The 17,751-nt window shown below is 68.0% G+C and carries 18 protein-coding genes; 5 read left to right on the forward strand and 13 right to left on the reverse strand.

All coding sequences use genetic code 11. The features are described 5' to 3' along the window. Positions 1-209 precede the first annotated feature (209 nt). Together yedA and rarD are read left to right on the forward strand one after the other, a co-directional pair. The gene (gene yedA, locus AC5P66_RS05160) at positions 210-1,115 is read left to right on the forward strand and encodes a drug/metabolite exporter YedA (protein WP_049412558.1); all 906 of its coding nucleotides are present in this window, start codon (positions 210-212) and stop codon (positions 1,113-1,115) included. Further along, positions 1,112-2,008, forward strand: coding sequence for an EamA family transporter RarD (gene rarD, locus AC5P66_RS05165; protein ID WP_049412555.1), 897 nt, complete (start codon positions 1,112-1,114; stop codon positions 2,006-2,008). The genes yedA and rarD overlap by 4 nt, the downstream gene beginning before the upstream one ends. A 302-nt stretch (positions 2,009-2,310) precedes the next feature. Here the strand turns inward: rarD and AC5P66_RS05170 are convergent, their stop codons facing one another. The 4 genes from AC5P66_RS05170 to AC5P66_RS05185 all read right to left on the reverse strand — a co-directional run bounded on the left by AC5P66_RS05170 (position 2,311) and on the right by AC5P66_RS05185 (position 6,851). Further along, a complete protein-coding gene (locus tag AC5P66_RS05170) occupies positions 2,311-3,627 on the reverse strand; it encodes an ABC transporter permease (protein WP_495216106.1) in 1,317 nt (438 codons plus the stop codon). 12 nt (positions 3,628-3,639) lie between these two features. Next, positions 3,640-4,797 (reverse strand): ABC transporter permease, encoded by a 1,158-nt coding sequence (locus AC5P66_RS05175; RefSeq protein ID WP_005420575.1) that lies wholly within the window; start codon positions 4,795-4,797, stop codon positions 3,640-3,642. Between the two features lie 14 nt (positions 4,798-4,811). After that, positions 4,812-5,501, reverse strand: coding sequence for an ABC transporter ATP-binding protein (locus AC5P66_RS05180; RefSeq protein WP_049412548.1), 690 nt, complete (start codon positions 5,499-5,501; stop codon positions 4,812-4,814). A gap of 102 nt (positions 5,502-5,603) precedes the next feature. Next, positions 5,604-6,851 carry an efflux RND transporter periplasmic adaptor subunit gene (locus AC5P66_RS05185; protein ID WP_049412546.1) on the reverse strand — a complete coding sequence of 416 codons (1,248 nt, stop codon included), beginning with the start codon at positions 6,849-6,851 and terminating at the stop codon, positions 5,604-5,606. A gap of 202 nt (positions 6,852-7,053) precedes the next feature. Between AC5P66_RS05185 and AC5P66_RS05190 the strand changes: the two genes are divergently transcribed. The 3 genes from AC5P66_RS05190 to AC5P66_RS05200 are packed head-to-tail and all read left to right on the forward strand — an operon-like array spanning position 7,054 to position 9,001. Beyond that, positions 7,054-7,182, forward strand: a complete 129-nt coding sequence (locus AC5P66_RS05190) for a hypothetical protein (protein ID WP_262222774.1) — start codon at positions 7,054-7,056, stop codon at positions 7,180-7,182. Then, positions 7,179-8,402 carry a sensor histidine kinase gene (locus AC5P66_RS05195; protein WP_495216107.1) on the forward strand — a complete coding sequence of 408 codons (1,224 nt, stop codon included), beginning with the start codon at positions 7,179-7,181 and terminating at the stop codon, positions 8,400-8,402. Before AC5P66_RS05190 ends, AC5P66_RS05195 begins: the two co-directional genes overlap by 4 nt. Next, the gene (locus AC5P66_RS05200) at positions 8,399-9,001 is read left to right on the forward strand and encodes a response regulator transcription factor (RefSeq protein ID WP_495216108.1); all 603 of its coding nucleotides are present in this window, start codon (positions 8,399-8,401) and stop codon (positions 8,999-9,001) included. Before AC5P66_RS05195 ends, AC5P66_RS05200 begins: the two co-directional genes overlap by 4 nt. Before the next feature lie 576 nt (positions 9,002-9,577). Here the strand turns inward: AC5P66_RS05200 and AC5P66_RS05205 are convergent. From AC5P66_RS05205 to AC5P66_RS05245, 9 genes are all read right to left on the reverse strand, one after another. Further along, entirely contained in the window at positions 9,578-10,114 is a 537-nt protein-coding gene (locus AC5P66_RS05205; RefSeq protein WP_495216109.1) for a cytochrome b, read from the reverse strand. Beyond that, positions 10,111-11,214 (reverse strand): catalase family peroxidase, encoded by a 1,104-nt coding sequence (locus AC5P66_RS05210; RefSeq protein ID WP_262257543.1) that lies wholly within the window; start codon positions 11,212-11,214, stop codon positions 10,111-10,113. The genes AC5P66_RS05205 and AC5P66_RS05210 overlap by 4 nt, the downstream gene beginning before the upstream one ends. Positions 11,215-11,350: 136 nt before the next feature. Continuing rightward, the gene (locus AC5P66_RS05215) at positions 11,351-12,718 is read right to left on the reverse strand and encodes a leucyl aminopeptidase family protein (protein WP_049414297.1); all 1,368 of its coding nucleotides are present in this window, start codon (positions 12,716-12,718) and stop codon (positions 11,351-11,353) included. 3 nt (positions 12,719-12,721) lie between these two features. Further along, complete coding sequence (locus AC5P66_RS05220; protein ID WP_049414299.1) at positions 12,722-13,441, reverse strand: HAD family hydrolase; 720 nt, start codon at positions 13,439-13,441, stop codon at positions 12,722-12,724. A gap of 31 nt (positions 13,442-13,472) precedes the next feature. After that, the gene (locus tag AC5P66_RS05225) at positions 13,473-14,582 is read right to left on the reverse strand and encodes an AI-2E family transporter (protein WP_049439084.1); all 1,110 of its coding nucleotides are present in this window, start codon (positions 14,580-14,582) and stop codon (positions 13,473-13,475) included. Between the two features lie 67 nt (positions 14,583-14,649). Next, complete coding sequence (locus AC5P66_RS05230; protein ID WP_100478993.1) at positions 14,650-15,111, reverse strand: protein sip-5; 462 nt, start codon at positions 15,109-15,111, stop codon at positions 14,650-14,652. Continuing rightward, complete coding sequence (locus AC5P66_RS05235; RefSeq protein WP_004153834.1) at positions 15,108-15,578, reverse strand: phage holin family protein; 471 nt, start codon at positions 15,576-15,578, stop codon at positions 15,108-15,110. Before AC5P66_RS05235 ends, AC5P66_RS05230 begins: the two co-directional genes overlap by 4 nt. A gap of 8 nt (positions 15,579-15,586) precedes the next feature. Further along, positions 15,587-15,952, reverse strand: coding sequence for a hypothetical protein (locus tag AC5P66_RS05240; RefSeq protein ID WP_262222767.1), 366 nt, complete (start codon positions 15,950-15,952; stop codon positions 15,587-15,589). A gap of 101 nt (positions 15,953-16,053) precedes the next feature. Beyond that, the gene (locus tag AC5P66_RS05245) at positions 16,054-17,487 is read right to left on the reverse strand and encodes a Do family serine endopeptidase (RefSeq protein ID WP_099488039.1); all 1,434 of its coding nucleotides are present in this window, start codon (positions 17,485-17,487) and stop codon (positions 16,054-16,056) included. Between the last annotated feature and the right edge of the window lie 264 nt (positions 17,488-17,751).

A 17,751-nucleotide genomic window follows, 5' to 3' on the forward strand; every position in this document is an offset into this window, starting at 1 on the left:
TCGATGCGGCGCGTCCGTGCGCAGGGAAAACGGCGTCCGGCCTTGGGACGGCGCGACCGGGCAGCCCTCTTGGTACTGCATCGGCCGTCAACACGGGGTAGCAGACCAGAGCAGGGTGCATGGATGGATGACAGCGTGCCACCGTATGGGGTCCCGGACCATACTCAAAACGTCCTAGAATCCGCCTTCCCCCGGCTCCCTGGTGTGTCATGTCGGCTCCCCCCTCTTCGTCTGCGGCTGCCCCCCGGGGTGGCCTTGTCGCGCTGGCACTGCTGCTGGTCTACGTGGTCTGGGGTTCGACCTACCTGGGCATCGCCAAGGCCCTGCACGGCGGCGCACTGCCGCTGACGATGGTCTCCGGCAGCCGCTTCATCGTTGCCGGCGGCCTGATGTTCCTTGCGCTGCGCCTGTTCTGGAAGCTGCCGAACCCCACGCTGCGGCAGTGGCGCAACCTGGTGGTGATGGGCGTGACCATGCTGGTGCTGGGCAATGGCATGGTGGTGCTGGCCGAGCGTGAGGTGTCTTCGGGCCTGGCCGCCACGGCGGTGGCCTCGGTGCCGCTGTGGATGGCGCTGTTCTCGGCGCTGCGCGGGCAACATGCCAGCCGTGGTGAGTGGCTGGGTATCGCCATCGGCTTCCTCGGTGTGGTCTGGCTCAATGCCGGCAGCAGCCTGACCGGCTCGCCGACCGGGCTGGTATTGCTGCTGATTGCGCCGATCGGCTGGGCGTTCGGTTCTGTGTGGGCACGCGGCCTGGACCTGCCGGGTCCGTTCATGACCGCGGCCGGGCAGATGATCTGCGGCGGCGTGCTGCTGGTGCTGATCGGCCTGGCGGTGGGCGAGCGCCCGACCACGCTGCCCGATACCGGTGGCCTGCTGGCGATGGCCTATCTGTGCGTGTTCGGCTCCATCGTCGCGTTCACTGCCTACGTGTGGCTGCTGCAGAACGTGCGCCCGGCGCTCGCAGGCAGCTACGCGTATGTCAATCCGGTGATCGCGGTGCTGCTGGGCGCGCTGCTCAACGGTGAGCGCTTCGGTTGGCGCGATCTGCTGGCGATGGCGGTGATTCTTCTGGGTGTGGTGGTGCTGACAATGGCAAGGACGAGAAAGAAGTGAGCATGGACGAGAAAGAACAACGCCGGGGCCTGCTGGTCACCGCATCCACCTTCGTGATCTGGGGCCTGGTGCCGGTCTATTGGCACCTGCTCAACGAGGTGCCCTCGTTTCAGATCATCGCCCACCGCATCATCTGGAGCACGGTGCTGGTGCTGGGCTGGCTGTTGATCAGTGCGCGCCTGGGCTGGTGGCAGAAGATCGCCGCGCAGCCGCGCGCGCTGCCGATCCTGCTGGTGTCGAGCCTGACCATCGCGTTCAACTGGGGCCTGTACATCTGGGCGGTCAACGCCGGTCATGTCATCGAGACCAGCCTGGGCTACTTCATCAACCCGCTGGTGAACGTGCTGCTGGGCGTGCTGGTGCTGAAGGAACGGCTGCGCCGGCTGCAGTGGGTAGCGGTGGCGATGGCGGCGGTGGGCGTGGCCTGGCTGACCATCGATGCAGGTACGCCACCGTGGATCGCGCTGGGCCTGGCCTGTTCGTTCGGCCTGTATGGCCTGCTGCGCAAGCTGGTCTCGGTCGACCCGGTGGCCGGCCTCGGGGTGGAGAGCATGTACCTGTTCCTGCCGGCGCTGGCGTTTGCGATCTGGGCCGAGAACGGCCACGGCGGTGCGTTCTTCCATGGTTGGGGCTGGCGCAACGACCTGCTGCTGATCTTCGGCGGCGTAGTGACTGCTGTGCCACTGATCGGCTTTGCCTACGGTGTGAAGCGCATTCCGCTGTCGCTGGTCGGCATCCTGCAGTACATCGCACCGAGCCTGCAGCTGCTGCTGGGCGTGTTCTTCTTTCACGAAGCGTTCGATACCGCCAAGGCGATCGGCTTTGCCGCGATCTGGGCCGGCCTGATCCTGTTCGTCGGCGACAACATCCGCACGATGCGCGCCAAGCAGTAGCGCAGGCGGGGCTACGGGGTCGGATCCCTCCGCAACGCGGAGGGCTCTGACCCCGCCTTCGCGCAAAAAGAACGGCGCCCCGAAAGGCGCCGTTCTGCTTCCAGCCATGGCCAGGAGAGAGATGGCCGTGGTGGGAACGCGGATACAGATGATGGGCGCGCGATTCTAGAGGGTTTCCGTTGGCAACGGTCCGGCAGCGTGCCGCCAAGATGAATCGTGTCCAACAATCCACAGACGCATGACAGAAAAAAGGACGGAGCCTTCGCTCCGTCCTTGCGGGTGTGCCGCTGCGAAGCCGGGGCTCAGGTTTCGCGCAGCGCCGTGGTGATCGGCAAACGTGCCGCGCGCAGCGCCGGGAACAGGCCGCCGACCAGGCCGATGCCCAGTGCCCATTTCAGGCCGGTCCACAGCAGTTCCGGCGAAACGTGGAACTTGAACACCACCGCACTGAAGTTGCTGCCGATGGTGGACACGCTGTAGCCATTGAACAGCAGCCATGCAACCGCACAGCCGAGCAGGCCACCGAGCAGCGCCAGCAGCATCGTTTCCAGCATCACGGCCGTCACCACCGGCAGGCCGCGGAAGCCGATCGCACGCATGGTGGCGATTTCGCGGGCGCGCGTGGCCACGGCCGCATACATGGTGTTGAGCGCGCCGAACACCGCACCGACCGCCATGATCGTGCCGATCACCTTGCCGAGGATGTCGATCAGCTTGGTCAGCCCGCCGCCCTGCTTGCTGTAGTAGACGCGGGTGGTTTCCACGTCCAGCTTCAGGCGCGGGTCGGCAGCGACGGCCGCCTTGAACTGATCGAAGCCAGCCTTGCCCTCGGTGCGCACGCTGATCGACTGCCAGGCGCTGCGCTGGTAGGTGGTGGCCAGCGTATCGGCGTCGGTCCACAGTTCCGAATCATGCGCATCGCCAGTGGCGAACACGCCCACAACGGTCCAGGCCTGGTTGCCCAGGGTCAGCGTCCTGCCGACCTCCATGTCGCGGAACTGACCCTTGGCGCCCTGGCCGACCACGATCTCGCGCAGCCCGGTGGCGAACTTGCGGCCCTCAACGATCTTGACCTTGTCATGCACGGCCCATGCCTGCGGGCCGACGCCGCGGAACTGCGCGTTGACGTCGGTGCCATCGGACTTGGACACCAGATTGACCACCTGCGACAGTTCCGGTGACAGCAACGGCCGGCCCTGCGCATCGCGGCTGATGCCGGGCAGGGTGGACAGCATCGGTACCTGCTCGCGGGTGATCACCGAGTTGGTCTCGGCCTGCGAGCCACCGCGCAGCACGATGGCGGTGGTGTCATCGCCGGTGTTGTTGAGCGTGGCCTGGAAGCCTTCGCCCATCGCCAGCATCGCCACCAGCACGCCGACCACGCCGGCAATGCCGACCACGATCACCGAGGACGCGCCCCAGCGCTGCGGCAGGCTGGCCACGCCGATGCGGGTGGCGGCCAACGCCAGCCGTCCGCCGCGGGTCAGCAGCAGCCACAGCGCTACCAGCACGGCCACGGCCAGCACGCCAAACCATGGCAGCCCGATCCACAACACCAGGCCGATCGCAAGCAGCAGCACGGTTACGCCGTTGCCCAGCGACTTCTTGAGCTTGTTCATCTGCAATCCTCCTCAGCGGCCGGCCAGTGCGTCGACGATCTTCAGGCGCTTGGCACGCAGCGCGGGCAGCAACCCGACGATGATGCCGATCACCACGATCAGGCCCAGCCCCATCAGCCAGGTCGGCGTTGGTACGTGCGGCGGCAGCATGCCCATGCTCTTCGGGCCGATCGCCGGCAGGATCAGGGCGGCCAGGCCCATGCCGATCAGGCCACCGAGGCCGATCAGCAGCACCGATTCCACCATCACCAGGGTCAGCACGGTGCTGTCCTTGAAGCCCAGCGTTTTCAGCGTGGCCAGCTCCGGCACGCGCTCACGCACGGCTTGCGCCATGGTGTTGCCGGTCAACAGCAGCAGGGTGAAGAACACCGCGCCCATGATCGAGGTGACGATCATGCCGATGTCCGCGAACTGCTTGACGAAGGCCTGCTGGAAGGCGGATTCGGTCTGGGTCTTGGTCTCGTGGTCGGAGTTGGCCGAGATCGCATCGATCGCCTGTGCGACCCGCGAAGAGTGGTCCGGGTTGTCCAGCGTCACCGTGTACCAGCTCACCTGGTTCTTGATGTAGTCGTTGGATTCATCGAAGTACTTCCAGTTCATCATCAGCTGGCGCTCTTCGTTGGCGGCCAGCGCGCGGTCCTTGGAGCGGTAGATGCCCTTGAGCACCAGTGGCCAGTCGTTGCTGCCGCCACGCGGAAAGATCGTCGCCTGCAGCGGGATGGTATCGCCGATCTTCCAGCCGAACTGCTTGGCCAGGGTCTCGCCGACGATGGCGCCGGTGCGGGTCTGCTTCCAGTCTTCCAGCTGCGCCGGGTCGATCTGCAGTTCGCGGTACACGTCGAAGTAGTTGGGCGAGACCGAGAAGTTCGGGAAGAAGTTCTTCGGGTCCTGGTAGATGCCACCGAACCACATGCCGTAGGCCACGTCACGCACGCCGGCCACCTGGCGGACCTGTGCTTCCAGGCGGATCGGCAGCGACTGGGTGATCGACAGCCGCGAGGCCACCACCAGGCGGTTGGCGCCTTCCACGCTGCCACCCGACGAGAACGCCACGCGCACCGAATCGAGCATGCCGAACAGCAGGAACGCGGCCACCACCGAGAGCAGGGTCAGCAACGTGCGCGTGCGGCTGCGGAACAGCTGCGCCCACACCAACGAGAAGTATTTCATCGCCGTGGCCTCCGTCAGTGGGCCAGCGGCGCGTCGGCCAGCTCGCCCTTGTCCAGGTGCACCGTGTGGGTGGCGTACTCGGCGGCCTTCGGGTCATGGGTGACCATGATGATGGTCTTGCCGTGCTCGCGGTTGAGCTGCTGCAGCAGGCCGAGGATCTCCTCGGCGGACTGGCGGTCGAGGTCGCCGGTGGGTTCGTCGCAGATCAGGAAGGTCGGGTCGGAGACGATCGCGCGGGCGATCGCCACGCGCTGCTGCTGGCCGCCGGACAGTTCATTCGGGCGGTGGCTGCGGCGGTCGGCCAGGCCGACCAGGGTGAGCGCGATCTCGGCATTGCGGCGGCGCTGCGCCGCGCTGAGGTGGGTCAGCAGCAGCGGCAGTTCCACGTTCTTCTGCGCGGTCAGCATCGGCATCAGGTTGTAGAACTGGAACACGAAGCCGACGTGGTGGCTGCGCCAGGTCGACAGCTGGCCGCCGCTCATCTGGTCGATGCGCTCGCCCTCGATGCTGATCTCGCCGCCGCTGGGGTTGTCCAGGCCGCCGATCAGGTTGAGCAGGGTGGTCTTGCCCGAACCGGACGGGCCCATCAGCGCGACGAAGTCGCCGCTGGCGATGTCCAGGTCGATGCCGTGCAGCACCTGCACTTTCTCGGGGCCACGCTGGTAGGTCTTGGTGATGTTGCGCAGTGAAACCAGGGTCGACATGGGTGGTTCTCCACGGAAGGCGGGAAACGGGGAAGCGCACCTGCGGTGGCCGCAGGCGTGCGTCGAGCGGTGTTGCCGGCGGCGCCCATGGGCGCCAGGCCGTTACTGCGCTTGTTTCTGTTGCACCTTGGCGCCATCGCGCAGGGTGTCCGGCGGGTTCACCACCACCGTCTCACCTGCGCTCACGCCCTTGAGGATCTGGCGGTCCTTGCCCATCGCCTGGCCGGCCTCGACCGTGCGCTGCTGCACGCGGTTCCCGTCACCCAGCACGAAGGCCACCGAGGCACCCTCGCGCTGGACCACGGCGCCGCCCGGCACGCGCACACCCTGCGGCTTGGCGGCCGCCTGCGGCTGCGCCTGTTCCAGGAAGCTGACCCGCACGCCCATCTCCGGCACGATGCGCGGGTCCTTCACCTTCAGCGCCACGCGCACCTTCACCGTGGCCTTGCCGCGGTCGGCGGTGGGGATGATGGCGATCACCTCGCCGGGAATCTTCCATTCCGGGTAGGCGTTGAGCGTGGCTTCCACCGGCATCTTCGGCTGCACGCGGCCGATGAAGGCCTCGCCGACCTCGACTTCGATCTCCAGCGAGTCCATGTCCACGATGGTGCCGATGCCGGTACGGGTGAACCCACCACCCGCCGACAGCGGCGAAACGATCTCGCCGGGCTGCGCCGCCTTGGCGGTGACCACGCCGGAGAACGGCGCGCGCACGATGTTGTTGTCTACGCCCAGGTCGGCGATGGCCAGCTGGTCGTTGGCAACCTTGACGTTGCGCTGCGCGGTATCCAGCTGCGCACGCAGGCTGTCGCGCTGGGCCACGGCCTGGTCGTACTGCGAGCGCGAGACCAGCTGCTGGCCAACCAGCGCCTGCAGGCGGCTGGCTTCGGCGGCGGCCTGCCTCTGCTGTGCCTCCAGCCCGGCCACCTGGCTGCGCGCAGCCTGCAGCTGCGAGGCGTACAGGCTGCGCTGCGCGTCGGCATCGATCGGGTCGAGCGTGGCCATCACCTGGCCGGCTTCGACCCGCATGCCTTCCTCGATCATCACCTCGCGCACCTTGCCGGTGATCTTGGCCGACACCGTGGCCATGCGACGGGCAACCACGTAGCCACTGGCGTCGAGCACCGAACTGCTGGCGCTGCCCTGCTGGATGGCCACGGCGGGAGCCGTTTCCACCTCTTCGGCCGGTGCGCGACCGAACAGGAAGGCCACGGCCGCGGCGACCAGCAGCACGACCACGATGATCGCGATCCACAGCCAGCGGCGGCCACCGCCACTGCTGCCGGAGGCGGGCGGCGGCGATTTGCGGTCGATACGGAGTTCCTTCAACAGCTCGGCAGAAGCGTTCATTCGTTCCATCACAGGCGTTTGGGCGGGTGTGGCCGGAAGGGCGGGCGGCGGCGGTTCCGGCGGTGGAGCGTGCGGCACAGCATGAAGGCAGACACAGCGATGACGGCAGTGACAGCTGTCACCCGATGACACTGACGGCGGCAACTGCGAAACGTGACCACGGCGGCACAGGATGGCAACGTCCCCGCTACCGGTACCGCCCATGGATCCGATCACCCCGTCGCTGGCCCGCCACAGCGGCGCCGCCAAGCGTACCGTGATCCGCGCTCGGTTGCGCCGGTGCCGCCCGGCCGGTGGTGGCGCCTGCGCGCAGGCGGCTGAACTGGCATGATCGGCGGCGATCGTCCCCGCCTGGAACCGCCCGTGCCGTCGACATGGCTTGCCTCGCTGCTGCGCCCCGCGCCGGACTCGGCGGTGGCCGATACGCTGCGCCGGGGAAAGTCCCCCTGGGGCGAGGCAATCCACCTGCTGTGGTCAGTGTGGATCTTCCTGACGCCCTTGCTTGGCCATGGCTTCACCCTGCGCTGGCTGCTGCTGACGCTGGCCAGCTATCCGGTGTTCCTGCTGCTGTATGCCAAGGTGATGGTGGCGCCGCGCCATCACGCCCCGCGCTATGCCCTGGGCCTGATCGCGATGTCGCTGGTGCTGCTGCCCTGGTACCCGTCCGGGCTGACCTACTTCGTGTTCGGCTGCGTGCTGCTGCGGGTGAGCGGTCGCGGAGGCTGGTGGCAGTATCTGCTGCAGCTCACTGGTCTGAACCTCCTGTTCTGCGGCCTCGCCCTGCTGTTCCAGTACCCGTGGCAGAGCCTGGTCTGGATCCCCGCCGTGTCCTATATCGTCGGCCTGGTCGTGAACGTGGAAGCACTCAACCAGCAGAAGGATGCGGCGCTGCAGCTTTCGCAGGACGAGGTGCGGCGGCTCGCCGCCACCGCCGAGCGCGAACGCATCGGCCGCGACCTGCACGACCTGCTCGGCCACACCCTGTCGCTGATCACGTTGAAGCTGGAACTGGCGCGCAAGCTGCACGACCGTGGTGATGCACGCGCGCGGCGTGAGATCGGCGAGGCCGAGGCCATCGCCCGCGAGGCGCTGGCGCAGGTCCGCAGCGCGGTCACCGGTATCCGCGCAAGCGACCTGGCCGGCGAGCTGGCATCGGCGCGGCTGCTGCTGGAGTGCCAGCAGGTCCACCTTGAGTACGCACCACCGCCGGCGATGCCGGTGGATGTCGAACGCGGGCTGGCGCTGGTGCTGCGCGAGGCCGCGACCAATATCGTGCGCCATGCACAAGCGACGCAGGCACGGGTGGAGTTCATGCTGGAGGGACGCATGCTGGCGATGCAGATCCGCGACGATGGTCGTGGCGGCGTGCAGGCCGAGGGCAACGGGCTGAGCGGCATGCGCGAACGCGTGGCCGCTCTGGGGGGCAGCCTGCAGGTACAGTCCGCAAGGGGCGAGGGCACGCTACTGACCGTGCGCGTGCCGCTGGCTGCCGCGACCACACCGTTGCCGCCGGGAACCCCGCCGTCGCTGGCACAGGACGGTGCCGCATGATCCGCATCCTGCTGGCCGAGGACCAGGCGATGGTACGCGGCGCACTGTCGGCGCTGCTGGGCCTGGAGCCGGATATCGAGGTGCTGGGCAGTGCCGCCGACGGCGAAACCGCGTGGCGCATGCTGCAGCAGCTGCAGCCGGACATCCTGGTGACCGACATCGAGATGCCGGGCCTGTCCGGGCTGGAACTGGCCCAGCGCATTGCCCGCCATGAACTGCCGATCAAGGTGGTGATCGTGACCACCTTCGCCCGCGCAGGTTTCCTGCGACGCGCGCTGGAAGCCGGCGTGCTGGGCTACCTGCTGAAGGACGCACCGGCCGAGAACCTGGCCGATGCACTGCGCAAGGTGAAGCAGGGCATCCGCGCGATCGACCCGCAGCTGGCACCGGATGCGTGGTCGCAGGCCGACCCGCTGACCGACCGCGAGCGCCGCGTGCTGCGGCTGGCGGGCGAGGGCCGCACCGCCAGCGAGATCGCCGAGCAGCTGGGGTTGTCGCACGGCACAGTGCGCAACTACCTGTCCGAGTGCATCGGCAAGCTGGGCGTGGCCAACCGGATCGAGGCGTACCGGCTGGCGCGGCAGAAGGGGTGGTTGTAGCGGCGTGCGCCGACGCACTGGTAGCGCCGGGCGCTGCCCGGCGGATCATTTCCGCGCCTGTGGAGAGGTGTCACTTTCTTTGCTCGTGCAAAGAAAGTAACCAAAGAAACACGCCGCCAGAGCGCGAGCCGGTGCTACGCACCGGTGCCCTGCGCTTCTCGGGGAATCAGGGGACGGCGCCGAACTCGCTTCGCTCAAACACCGGCGCCTCTACGCCCCTGATTCCCCTGCGATGCTCGGCTCGCTAGAAGGCGGACCCAACGTCAAAAGCCACAGCTGCACCCAGTAGATCCACGCCATGCGTGGATGCTGTTGCTCTTGATCTTGACCTTCCAGTCCGCCTTCAAGCGAGCCGAGCACCGGAGGTCCGGCGAGGGCGAAGAGGTGCGGGTGTCTGAGCGCAGCGAGTTCCCGCGCCGTCCCTCGACGGACCGAGGAGCGCAGGGCACCGGCGTGCGAAGCACGCCGGCTCGCGGCCGGCGGGGCGTTTCTTTGGTTACTTTCTTTGCGCGCAAAGAAAGTGACACCCCTCCGCGGTCGCGGAAACGATCCGCCGGGAACGCCCGGCGAACCCGCTCACTCCTTCCCGCGCGCCATCGCCTGGAACACCCCATCCCGCCGCACCCACAGGTGGAACAACGCCGCACCCACATGCATCAGCACCGTGGCAAACAACACATAGGCCAACAGGCTGTGCGCATTGCGCAAGGCGGCATACAACGCCGGGGTATGCGGCACGATCGGCGGCAGGTGCAGCCCTCCCCACAGCACGATCGGGTATCCGCCGGCCGACAGCATCGCCCAGCCGATCAACGGCATCGCCAGCATCAGCGCGTACAGCATCCAGTGTGAGGCCTTGGCTGCCATCACCTGCCACACGGGCAGGTCCGCCGGCAGCGGCGGTGGACGATGGCGCAGCCGGTTGTACAGGCGCAGCAGCACCAGTACGCCGATGGCGATGCCCAGCGGGCGGTGCAGGTCGATCAGCACGGGACGCAGGTGCAGCGAGGCGACCATGGTCACGCCGATGAACAGCATGGCGACGATCATCAGCGCCATGGACCAGTGCAGCACCCGCGCCAGCAGGTTGAAGTGGCCGTTGCCGGTGCTCATCGTGCGGCCTCCTTCGGTTGTTCGACGTTGCCGGTGGCGCGCTCGCGTTCACGGCGGTTGAAGGACTGCGAGTACACCGCCGAGCGGGCCGCCAGGATCGGATCATTACTGCCGCGCACCCCACTGGGCAGGATCAGGGGATCGAAGTTGATCTGGCCGCAGGCACCCTGTTCCTGTGACTGCATGCGGTCCAGGCTGAGTACGCCCGCCACTACCTGGTCACGCGACTCGGGCCACGGCACCGACGGATCATCGATGGCATCGCCGGGCTCGGCGGTGGTCACGACCAGGTTCCAGCGCACCGGGCCGCGGGCCAGGCGCTGCTGCAGTTCCTGGCTGAGGAAATCGACGCTGGCCTGCTTGCGCGCTTCCGCATCCATCGCCACCACCGGCGCCTGCGGCTGCCAGCGCCAGCGCACCGCACGCTTCTGGCCCTGCGCGTTGGTGAACCAGAAACTGTTGACGCTGTTGAAGGTAGTGTCGGCCCAACTGCTGGTCCACGGTGCCGTCTTCGCCCACTGCTGGAACGCCTGCGCACTGGGGTACTTCGCCAGCACTACCGCCATCTTCTGCGGGTCCGGCTTGCCGGTGGCTGGATCGGGAATCGAGGCGCGCGTCTGCTCGTAGAACGCCTCGGCCGTGGGTACCGCGAAGAACGGGAAGCTGTTCATCGCCATGCGCCATTCCTGACCATCATCGCTGACCATCTGCACCGCCAGGCTGCGCACGCGTGCGGTGTTGTCGGCGCCGTAGGGGTCGCCGCCACCGATCGACAGGCGGCCCATCACCGGGACGCGCGTCTGCGAGAACACCCGGGCACTGGACAGGGTAGGGGCCTGCGCGCTGGGTTCGAACCAGCCGCTTACGCAGATGCCCTTGCTGTGTGCACGGCGGAAGCCCGGATGGGCCGGGCCGGTGGCCTCGATGGTGTCGGTGAAGCGCTGCGCGGTGAGGCGGTCGCCCATCCAGCCGGCCAGCCAGGCGAAGGCCAGCGCCACGGTACCCAGGATGAGCGCGATCAGCGCGATCCAGAGCAGGGGGGAATGCTTGCGCGGTGCGCCCGGCGTCTGGCCGGCACGGGTGTAGCCGAAGAGCGACATGGTCGGAGTCCTGCCTTCACGGAGCGTGTGGGTGGTCGACCCACACATCCTCGCAGAACCCGGCCGGGGCCGAAATTCAATTTTTCGTCAGATTTGCCGGGGACGGCGTGCCGACCAACGGTCGGCACCCACTCGATCAGCTGTAGCGCTGCTTCAACATCGCCCAGGCCGAGCGCAGCGCCAGCGCTTCGCCACCGGCCGGACGGCCCGGGCGTTCTCCATCATTCCAGGCGTACACGTCCAGGTGCGCCCAGCGCTGGCCGTCTTCCAGGAAGCGCTCCAGGTACAGCGCGGCGGTCACCGAGCCGGCCATGCGCGAACCGGCATTGGCCAGGTCGGCGATGCCGCTGCTCAGATAGCGCAGGTAGGGGCGCCACAGCGGCATGCGCCAGACCGGGTCACGGGTTGCGTCGCCGGCCTGCAGCCACTGCTGCGCCACCGTGTCGTCGTTGCTGAAGAGCGCCGGCAGATCCGGACCCAGCGCGATGCGCGCGGCACCGGTGAGGGTGGCGAAGTCCAGCACCAGGTCCGGCTTCTGCTCACCGGCAAAGGTCAGCGCGTCGCACAGGATCACGCGGCCTTCGGCATCGGTGTTGTCGATCTCCACGCTCAGGCCCTTGCGGGTGGCGATCACTTCGCCCGGGCGGAACGCATCCGGACCGATCGCATTTTCCACCGCCGGCACCAGCAGGGTCAGGCGCACCGGCAGTCCGCGCGCCATCACCAGGCCGGCCAGGGCCAGCGCATGCGCGGCGCCGCCCATGTCCTTCTTCATGTTGCGCATGCCGTCGGCCGGCTTGATGTCCAGGCCGCCGGTATCGAAGCACACGCCCTTGCCGACCAGCACCAGTGCCGGGTCGGTTTCCTTGCCCCAGCGCAGCACCACCAGGCGCGGCGCGCGGTGCGAAGCGCGGCCCACGGCGTGGATGGCCGGGAAGTTCTGCTTCAGCAGTTCATCGCCGGTGATCGCCTCGACCTGCGCACCATGCGCAGCGGCCAGTGCACGCGCGGCGTCTTCCAGCTGCTGCGGCCCCATGTCTTCGGTCGGGGTGTTGACCCAGTCGCGCACGCGCAGGCTGGCGGCGATCAGGTCGGCCACTTCGCCGGACGGTGCGGCCACCAGCTGCGCCGGGGCGCGGTTGCGCTTGCGGTAACGGTCGAAGCGGTAGCTGCCCAAACCCCAGCCCAGCTGCAGCAGCGCCTGTTCGGCGGCAGGCAGTTCATTGGCCAGCTGCCAGACACTGCCTTCCGGCAGGGCGTGCGGCGCATGTGCATAGCTGTAGGCATCGGCGCGATCACCCACGCCCATCACCGCACCGGCCAGGCCATCGCTTCCGGGCAGCAGGGCCACGCTGTGCGCGCCGGCGCTGAAGCCCTGCGAGGCCAGCCAGGCCTGGATCGCGGCCGGTTGGCCTTGCTTCCAGGCGGCGAACTGCTCGCGGTCCAGCACGTACAGAGGCAGCGCCGCGGCGCTGTCGGCGGTGAAACCAGTGATCTCGCTCATGCGTCAGTTACTCCGGGATGCGGCGGTGTCGAGGTTGGCGTCCAACCAGTCGGCCAGGCCGGTGAGGGTGTCGAACTGCAGGTCCGGCTGCAGGTGCGGATGGGTCCAGGTGGCTGCTTCGCGGTTGATCCAGCAGCCGCGCAGGCCGGCGGCGATCGCCCCGGCCACGTCCATCTCGGCGTGGTCGCCCACGTGCAGTACCTGTGCCGGCGCCACACCCAGGCGGGTGCAGGCGGCGTGGAAGATGCTTGCCTCCGGCTTGGCCGCGCCGTGTTCGCGCGCGCCCAGCTGGAAGGCGAAATGATGGGCCAGGCCGATCCGCTCCAGATCGGCATTGCCATTGCTCAGCGCTGCCACCGGCACCCGCGCGGCAATCCGCGCCAGCGCATCGATCGCATCGGGATAGCACTCGACCTGGTTGCGCGCGGCGTAGAACACTTCGTACGCTGGCTCCAGCAGATCGAGGCTGGCGCCGCTGGCGTGCAGCGCTTCGTGAAGGGTCAGCCGACGCAGCGCGCTCAGGTCGTGGTGGAGGTGCGGATGAGCGTGGTACAGGCGCTCGCGCAGTTCGCGCATCGCCGCCACCGGATACATCGCGGCGGTGGCGGGGCTGTGTTCACGCATCCATTCGTGCAGGACCAGGTCGATGCGGGCGCCGATCGGAGCGAACGGCCACAGCGTGTCGTCAAGGTCGAGAGTGATGGCTTGGACGGGGAAATTCACCCCTCCATTCTACGCCTGCCCGCGCGGGCTTTCATTCCAGCAGCCGTGCCCAGCCCTGCATGCCGTCCAGCCGTGCCAGCACCAGCTTGATGCAGACCAGCAGCGGCACCGCCAGCAGCAGGCCGATCATGCCCCAGGCCCAGCCGAACACCATCAGTGCCAGGATCAGCACCAGCGGCGACAGCTTCATGCGCCGGCCCAGCACGATCGGGGTCACCATCTGCCCTTCCAGAGTGTGCAGGGCCAGGTACGCGGCCGCCGGCAGCAGCGCCTGCAGCGGGTCGCGGAATTCCACGAAGCCCATCAGCAGCATCAGTGCCACGCCGATCAGCGGGCCGACGTACGGGGCAAAATTCAACAGCGCGGCCACCGTGCCCCACAGCAACGCCTCCTGCAGGCCAATGCCGAGCAGCATCAGCACGCCGGCGAACACCAGCCCGACCAGGGTGTTGATCACGCTGATGGTCAGCACATAGCGCGAGACCTCGCGTTCGATCGACCGCAGGATGTCGGCGGTGAAGCGCTGCTGCTGGCGGTTCGGGAACAGCGCGATCGCCGCGCGCTGCAGGCTCTGCCCATAGATCATGAAGAACAGGGTCAGCAGCACCACGGCCAGCACCGAGGCAGCAAGCCGTGGCGCGCGGGTCAGCATGCGGTACGGGTCGTCGAGCTGGGTGCGGATCACCTGCACCTTGTGGTTGCTGTCGCCGCCGGCGACGCGCGCGAAGTTCTCCGCCGCCTGGTTGGCCTGCTGCACCGGCTTGGTCAGGTCCTGCACCTGGCGGGCGACCTTGCGCAGCTGCTGCGGGGCTTCCTGCGCCCATTCCATCGCCGGGCCGATCAACTGCACCGCCAGCGAACCGGTCACGCCCAGGCCGGCGCCGAGAATCAGCAGCGCGCCCAGCGCGCGCGGAATCCATAGTTTCTGCAGCAGGCGCAGGATCGGGTTGCCGACCAGTGCGAAGAACATCGCCAGCAGCACCGGCAGGATGATGTCCTGTGCAGCCCATAGCGTGTAGCCCACCGCCAGGGTCGCCAGCACCACCAGCGACATCGGCCCGCGTGGGCGAGACGGAGGCGGCAGCGGTGCCTCCGGGTCCTGCGGATCGGCTGGTGACGGGGACAGGGAGGACTCGCTCATCGACGCATCAGCCGGAAAGGGGAGCGCATTATCCGCCGGCCGCGATCGGCGCGGCGGATTCCATGGATCAACGTTCGGACAGTTCGGTGGCGGCTTCGGCCGGGCGCGGTTCGCGCGGCTCCGGTTCTGCCGCGGGCCGTGGCGCCGCCGCTGGTGCGGGCCGTGCGGTTGATGCCGATGCGGCCGCCTGTGCCTGTTCGCTGGCGTTGTCGGCTTCTTCGGCCGCATCGTCGGCGGTGGCCGCAGCCTGCGCCGCCATCGCCGTGGCGAACGCCGCCTGCGCACTGGCGAACAGGTTCGAGACCGAACCCACCATCTGCAGCCAGCGCGCACCGTTGACCTTGCCCGGCATTTCCAGCTTGCCGGCAATGAAGCCACCGGCCAGGCCCACCAGCACGATGCGCAGTGGCGACCAGCCCTGGCGCCAGACCTGGCTGAGCGTGGACCAGTGGTCCTGGGTCTCGACCAGACGCACGGTCACCACCTGTTCGCAGCGCTTCACCCGCCGCTGCAGCGCACCGAACTTCATGGCTTGCCCTCTGGCAGCTGCACATCGGCATCGGGGTCGTCTTCGCTGGGCTCGTCGAACAGGCCCAGGCGGGACAGCTGGCGCCGGGTGGCGTGCATGCCGGTGTGGTGGAAGAAGTAGGACACCCGCCAGATCGCATAACCGGTGACGGCCAGGCTCAGCAGCGAGGTGATCAGCAGGGCCTGCAGCCAGCTCAGGCCCCAGCTTTGCAGCAGGGCGATGAGGGTGGCGGCCATCAGCAGCCAGGCCGACGCACCGAATACGATCGCTACCCCGGCCCAGGCCAGTGCACGGCCGAATGCGCTGCGAGCCAGCGCGAAGTCGGCCGAGGCCAGCCGGCGCAGCGAACGCAGCGAGTGCTTGGCCGAATCGGCAGCGGCGCGACCGGCCGCGCCGACCTGGCGGATGCTCTCATCCAGCGGCGGGGTGGCCGCCGGATCAGGGGCTTGCGCGTTGTCTTCGCTCACGCCGCAGCTTACTTGTCGCCGCTGCCGCGGGCCAGCTTGGCGATGATCCAGCCGGCAGCGAAGGCAACACCGAACGAAGCCAGCGGACGTTCGCGGATCAGCTCGGCGGCGCTGTCGATCAGGTCCTTGCCCTTGTCCATCAGTGCATCGACCTGTTCCTTGGCAGCGGCCCCGCCGAACTCGGCGGCGGCCAGGCCGGACAGCGCGCTGTCGGACAGTTCAGCCTTGACGTTGGCCTTGCCGATCCGCAGTTCGTCGGTCGCGGCACCGGTTGCGCCCTTGATCGCACCGCCGGCGGCCGTGGCGGCCTGCTTCAGGTGGGAACCGGCTTCACCCAGGTGTTCCTTCAGGTTCTCGGTATTGGTGGGGCTCATCGAATCACTCCTGTTGCGATGGGGGAACGGGCGTCGGCGGTGCCGACCTGGACTGACAGCAATAGCATTGCCGGGGTATAGGGGGTGTTACGGCAGGGCGATCAGCGCATCACGAGCTGGCCCTGCTGCTGGCCATTGTTGCGCAGCACGCGCACGACCAAGGTCGGCGGGCGTTGCTGGAAATTGGCACGCCAGCTGGCCAGGTCGGCGAATTCACCCACGGTGGCGTCGGTGATGATGTCACCCTGCTGCAGGCCGTTGCTGGCCGCGCGGCTGCCGCGCTTGACCTCGCTGACCAGCACGCCGCCGACCCCCGACTGCCGCAGCGACTCGGGCAGGTCGACGAAGGTGGCGCCGGTCAGCCGCGGGTCCAGGCTCTCGCCGCTGACCGCACGTGCCTGTTCCTTCAGCGTTGCCTTGATCTGCACGGGCTTGCCTTCGCGGCGGACGTCCAGCGTCATCGGGCTGCCGACGGCGGCCAGGCCCTCCACGTTGTGCAGGGCTTCGGCGCTGTCCACGCGTTGGCCGTTGGCCGAGACCACCACGTCGCCCGGCTTCAGCCCGGCTGCGGCCGCGGCCGAGCCGGCCAGCACGCGGGTGATCAGCGCACCACGTGTTTCGCCCAGGCCCAGACCCTGCGCGATCTGCGCGGTCAGGTTCTGGCTTTCCACCCCCAGCGTGCCACGCACCACCACGCCGTGCTTGACCAGCTGGTCGACCACGCTGCGCGCCAGGTTCGATGGAATCGCCAGGCCCAGGCCGATGTTGCCGGCCATGCTGCCCTGCGGGTTGAAGCTGGCGGTGTTGATGCCGACCAGCTGGCCCTGCAGGTCGACCAGCGCGCCACCGGAGTTGCCCGGGTTGATCGACGCATCGGTCTGGATGAAGTTCTGGTAGCCCAGCCCGCGGATGCCGCTGCGGCCTACGGCCGAGACGATGCCCGAGGTGACTGTCTGGCTGAAGCCGAACGGGTTGCCGATGGCCACGACGAAGTCGCCGACCCGCAGCTGGTCGCTGTTGCCGAGCTTGATGTCGGTGAGGTTCTGCGCCGGAATGCGGATCAGGGCGATGTCGGTATCGCGGTCCGAACCCAGGAACTGGGCCTTGACCGTGCGCCCGTCGGCCAGTGTCACCTGCACGTCATCGGCGTTCTCGATCACATGGTGGTTGGTCAGTACCAGGCCTTCCTTGGCGTCGATGATCACGCCGGAGCCGAGCGATTCGTTGATGCGTTCCTGCGGGATGTCCGGGAACAGGCGGCGGAAGAACGGGTCGTTGAAGAAGGGATTGCGTACGCGAACCACCTGCTTGGTGTTGACGCTGACCACCGCCGGCATCGCCTTCTCCAGCATTGGTGCCAGTGACGGTACCGCCTGTCCGGCCACCGAGGCCGGCAACGCCGCGGTGGTCGGTAGGACCGCCGGCAGCGGCGCGGCGTCGGCACGGTTGTCCAGGTGGGCATTGATGCCGGTGGCAACGAAGCCACCGAAGGCGGCGGCGATTGCGAGCGTGAGCAGGGTGGGAAGCGGTCGCATGGGAGTCGGTTCGCTGGCGTGGGTGGGGCCGTTCGGGCCTACGGTAAAACAAGCTGAATGAGTGTGTCGCGATCTGGATAAATGCGCCATGAAAACGGGTGCCTCGAAGGGGGAGCGCAGGGGCCAGGAACGCGCTTGTGGCGACACCCGGGCAGGTGATGGGTGCGCCACTCAACGCCAACGCGCGCCGCACTGGCACAGGCGGATACTTGCGCAGTTCCGCGCAGGCGGGTGCCGCAATGCGCCACGATGGATGCCGGACGC

The sequence above is a fragment of the Stenotrophomonas sp. YJH_SMC_122 genome (assembly GCF_059369535.1).

What these genes read in the sequence shown, in the direction of transcription:
- AC5P66_RS05205 (WP_495216109.1), bottom strand. Translation starts at nt 10,114, where the DNA reads ATGAGCACCGGCAACGGCCACTTCAACCTGCTGGCGCGGGTGCTGCAC.
- AC5P66_RS05170 (WP_495216106.1), bottom strand. Translation starts at nt 3,627, where the DNA reads ATGAACAAGCTCAAGAAGTCGCTGGGCAACGGCGTAACCGTGCTGCTG.
- AC5P66_RS05230 (WP_100478993.1), bottom strand. Translation starts at nt 15,111, where the DNA reads ATGAAGTTCGGTGCGCTGCAGCGGCGGGTGAAGCGCTGCGAACAGGTG.
- yedA (WP_049412558.1), top strand. Translation starts at nt 210, where the DNA reads ATGTCGGCTCCCCCCTCTTCGTCTGCGGCTGCCCCCCGGGGTGGCCTT.
- AC5P66_RS05215 (WP_049414297.1), bottom strand. Translation starts at nt 12,718, where the DNA reads ATGAGCGAGATCACTGGTTTCACCGCCGACAGCGCCGCGGCGCTGCCT.
- AC5P66_RS05185 (WP_049412546.1), bottom strand. Translation starts at nt 6,851, where the DNA reads ATGAACGCTTCTGCCGAGCTGTTGAAGGAACTCCGTATCGACCGCAAA.
- AC5P66_RS05210 (WP_262257543.1), bottom strand. Translation starts at nt 11,214, where the DNA reads ATGTCGCTCTTCGGCTACACCCGTGCCGGCCAGACGCCGGGCGCACCG.
- AC5P66_RS05175 (WP_005420575.1), bottom strand. Translation starts at nt 4,797, where the DNA reads ATGAAATACTTCTCGTTGGTGTGGGCGCAGCTGTTCCGCAGCCGCACG.
- AC5P66_RS05200 (WP_495216108.1), top strand. Translation starts at nt 8,399, where the DNA reads ATGATCCGCATCCTGCTGGCCGAGGACCAGGCGATGGTACGCGGCGCA.
- AC5P66_RS05195 (WP_495216107.1), top strand. Translation starts at nt 7,179, where the DNA reads ATGATCGGCGGCGATCGTCCCCGCCTGGAACCGCCCGTGCCGTCGACA.
- AC5P66_RS05180 (WP_049412548.1), bottom strand. Translation starts at nt 5,501, where the DNA reads ATGTCGACCCTGGTTTCACTGCGCAACATCACCAAGACCTACCAGCGT.
- AC5P66_RS05225 (WP_049439084.1), bottom strand. Translation starts at nt 14,582, where the DNA reads ATGAGCGAGTCCTCCCTGTCCCCGTCACCAGCCGATCCGCAGGACCCG.
- AC5P66_RS05190 (WP_262222774.1), top strand. Translation starts at nt 7,054, where the DNA reads ATGGATCCGATCACCCCGTCGCTGGCCCGCCACAGCGGCGCCGCCAAG.
- AC5P66_RS05240 (WP_262222767.1), bottom strand. Translation starts at nt 15,952, where the DNA reads ATGAGCCCCACCAATACCGAGAACCTGAAGGAACACCTGGGTGAAGCC.
- AC5P66_RS05245 (WP_099488039.1), bottom strand. Translation starts at nt 17,487, where the DNA reads ATGCGACCGCTTCCCACCCTGCTCACGCTCGCAATCGCCGCCGCCTTC.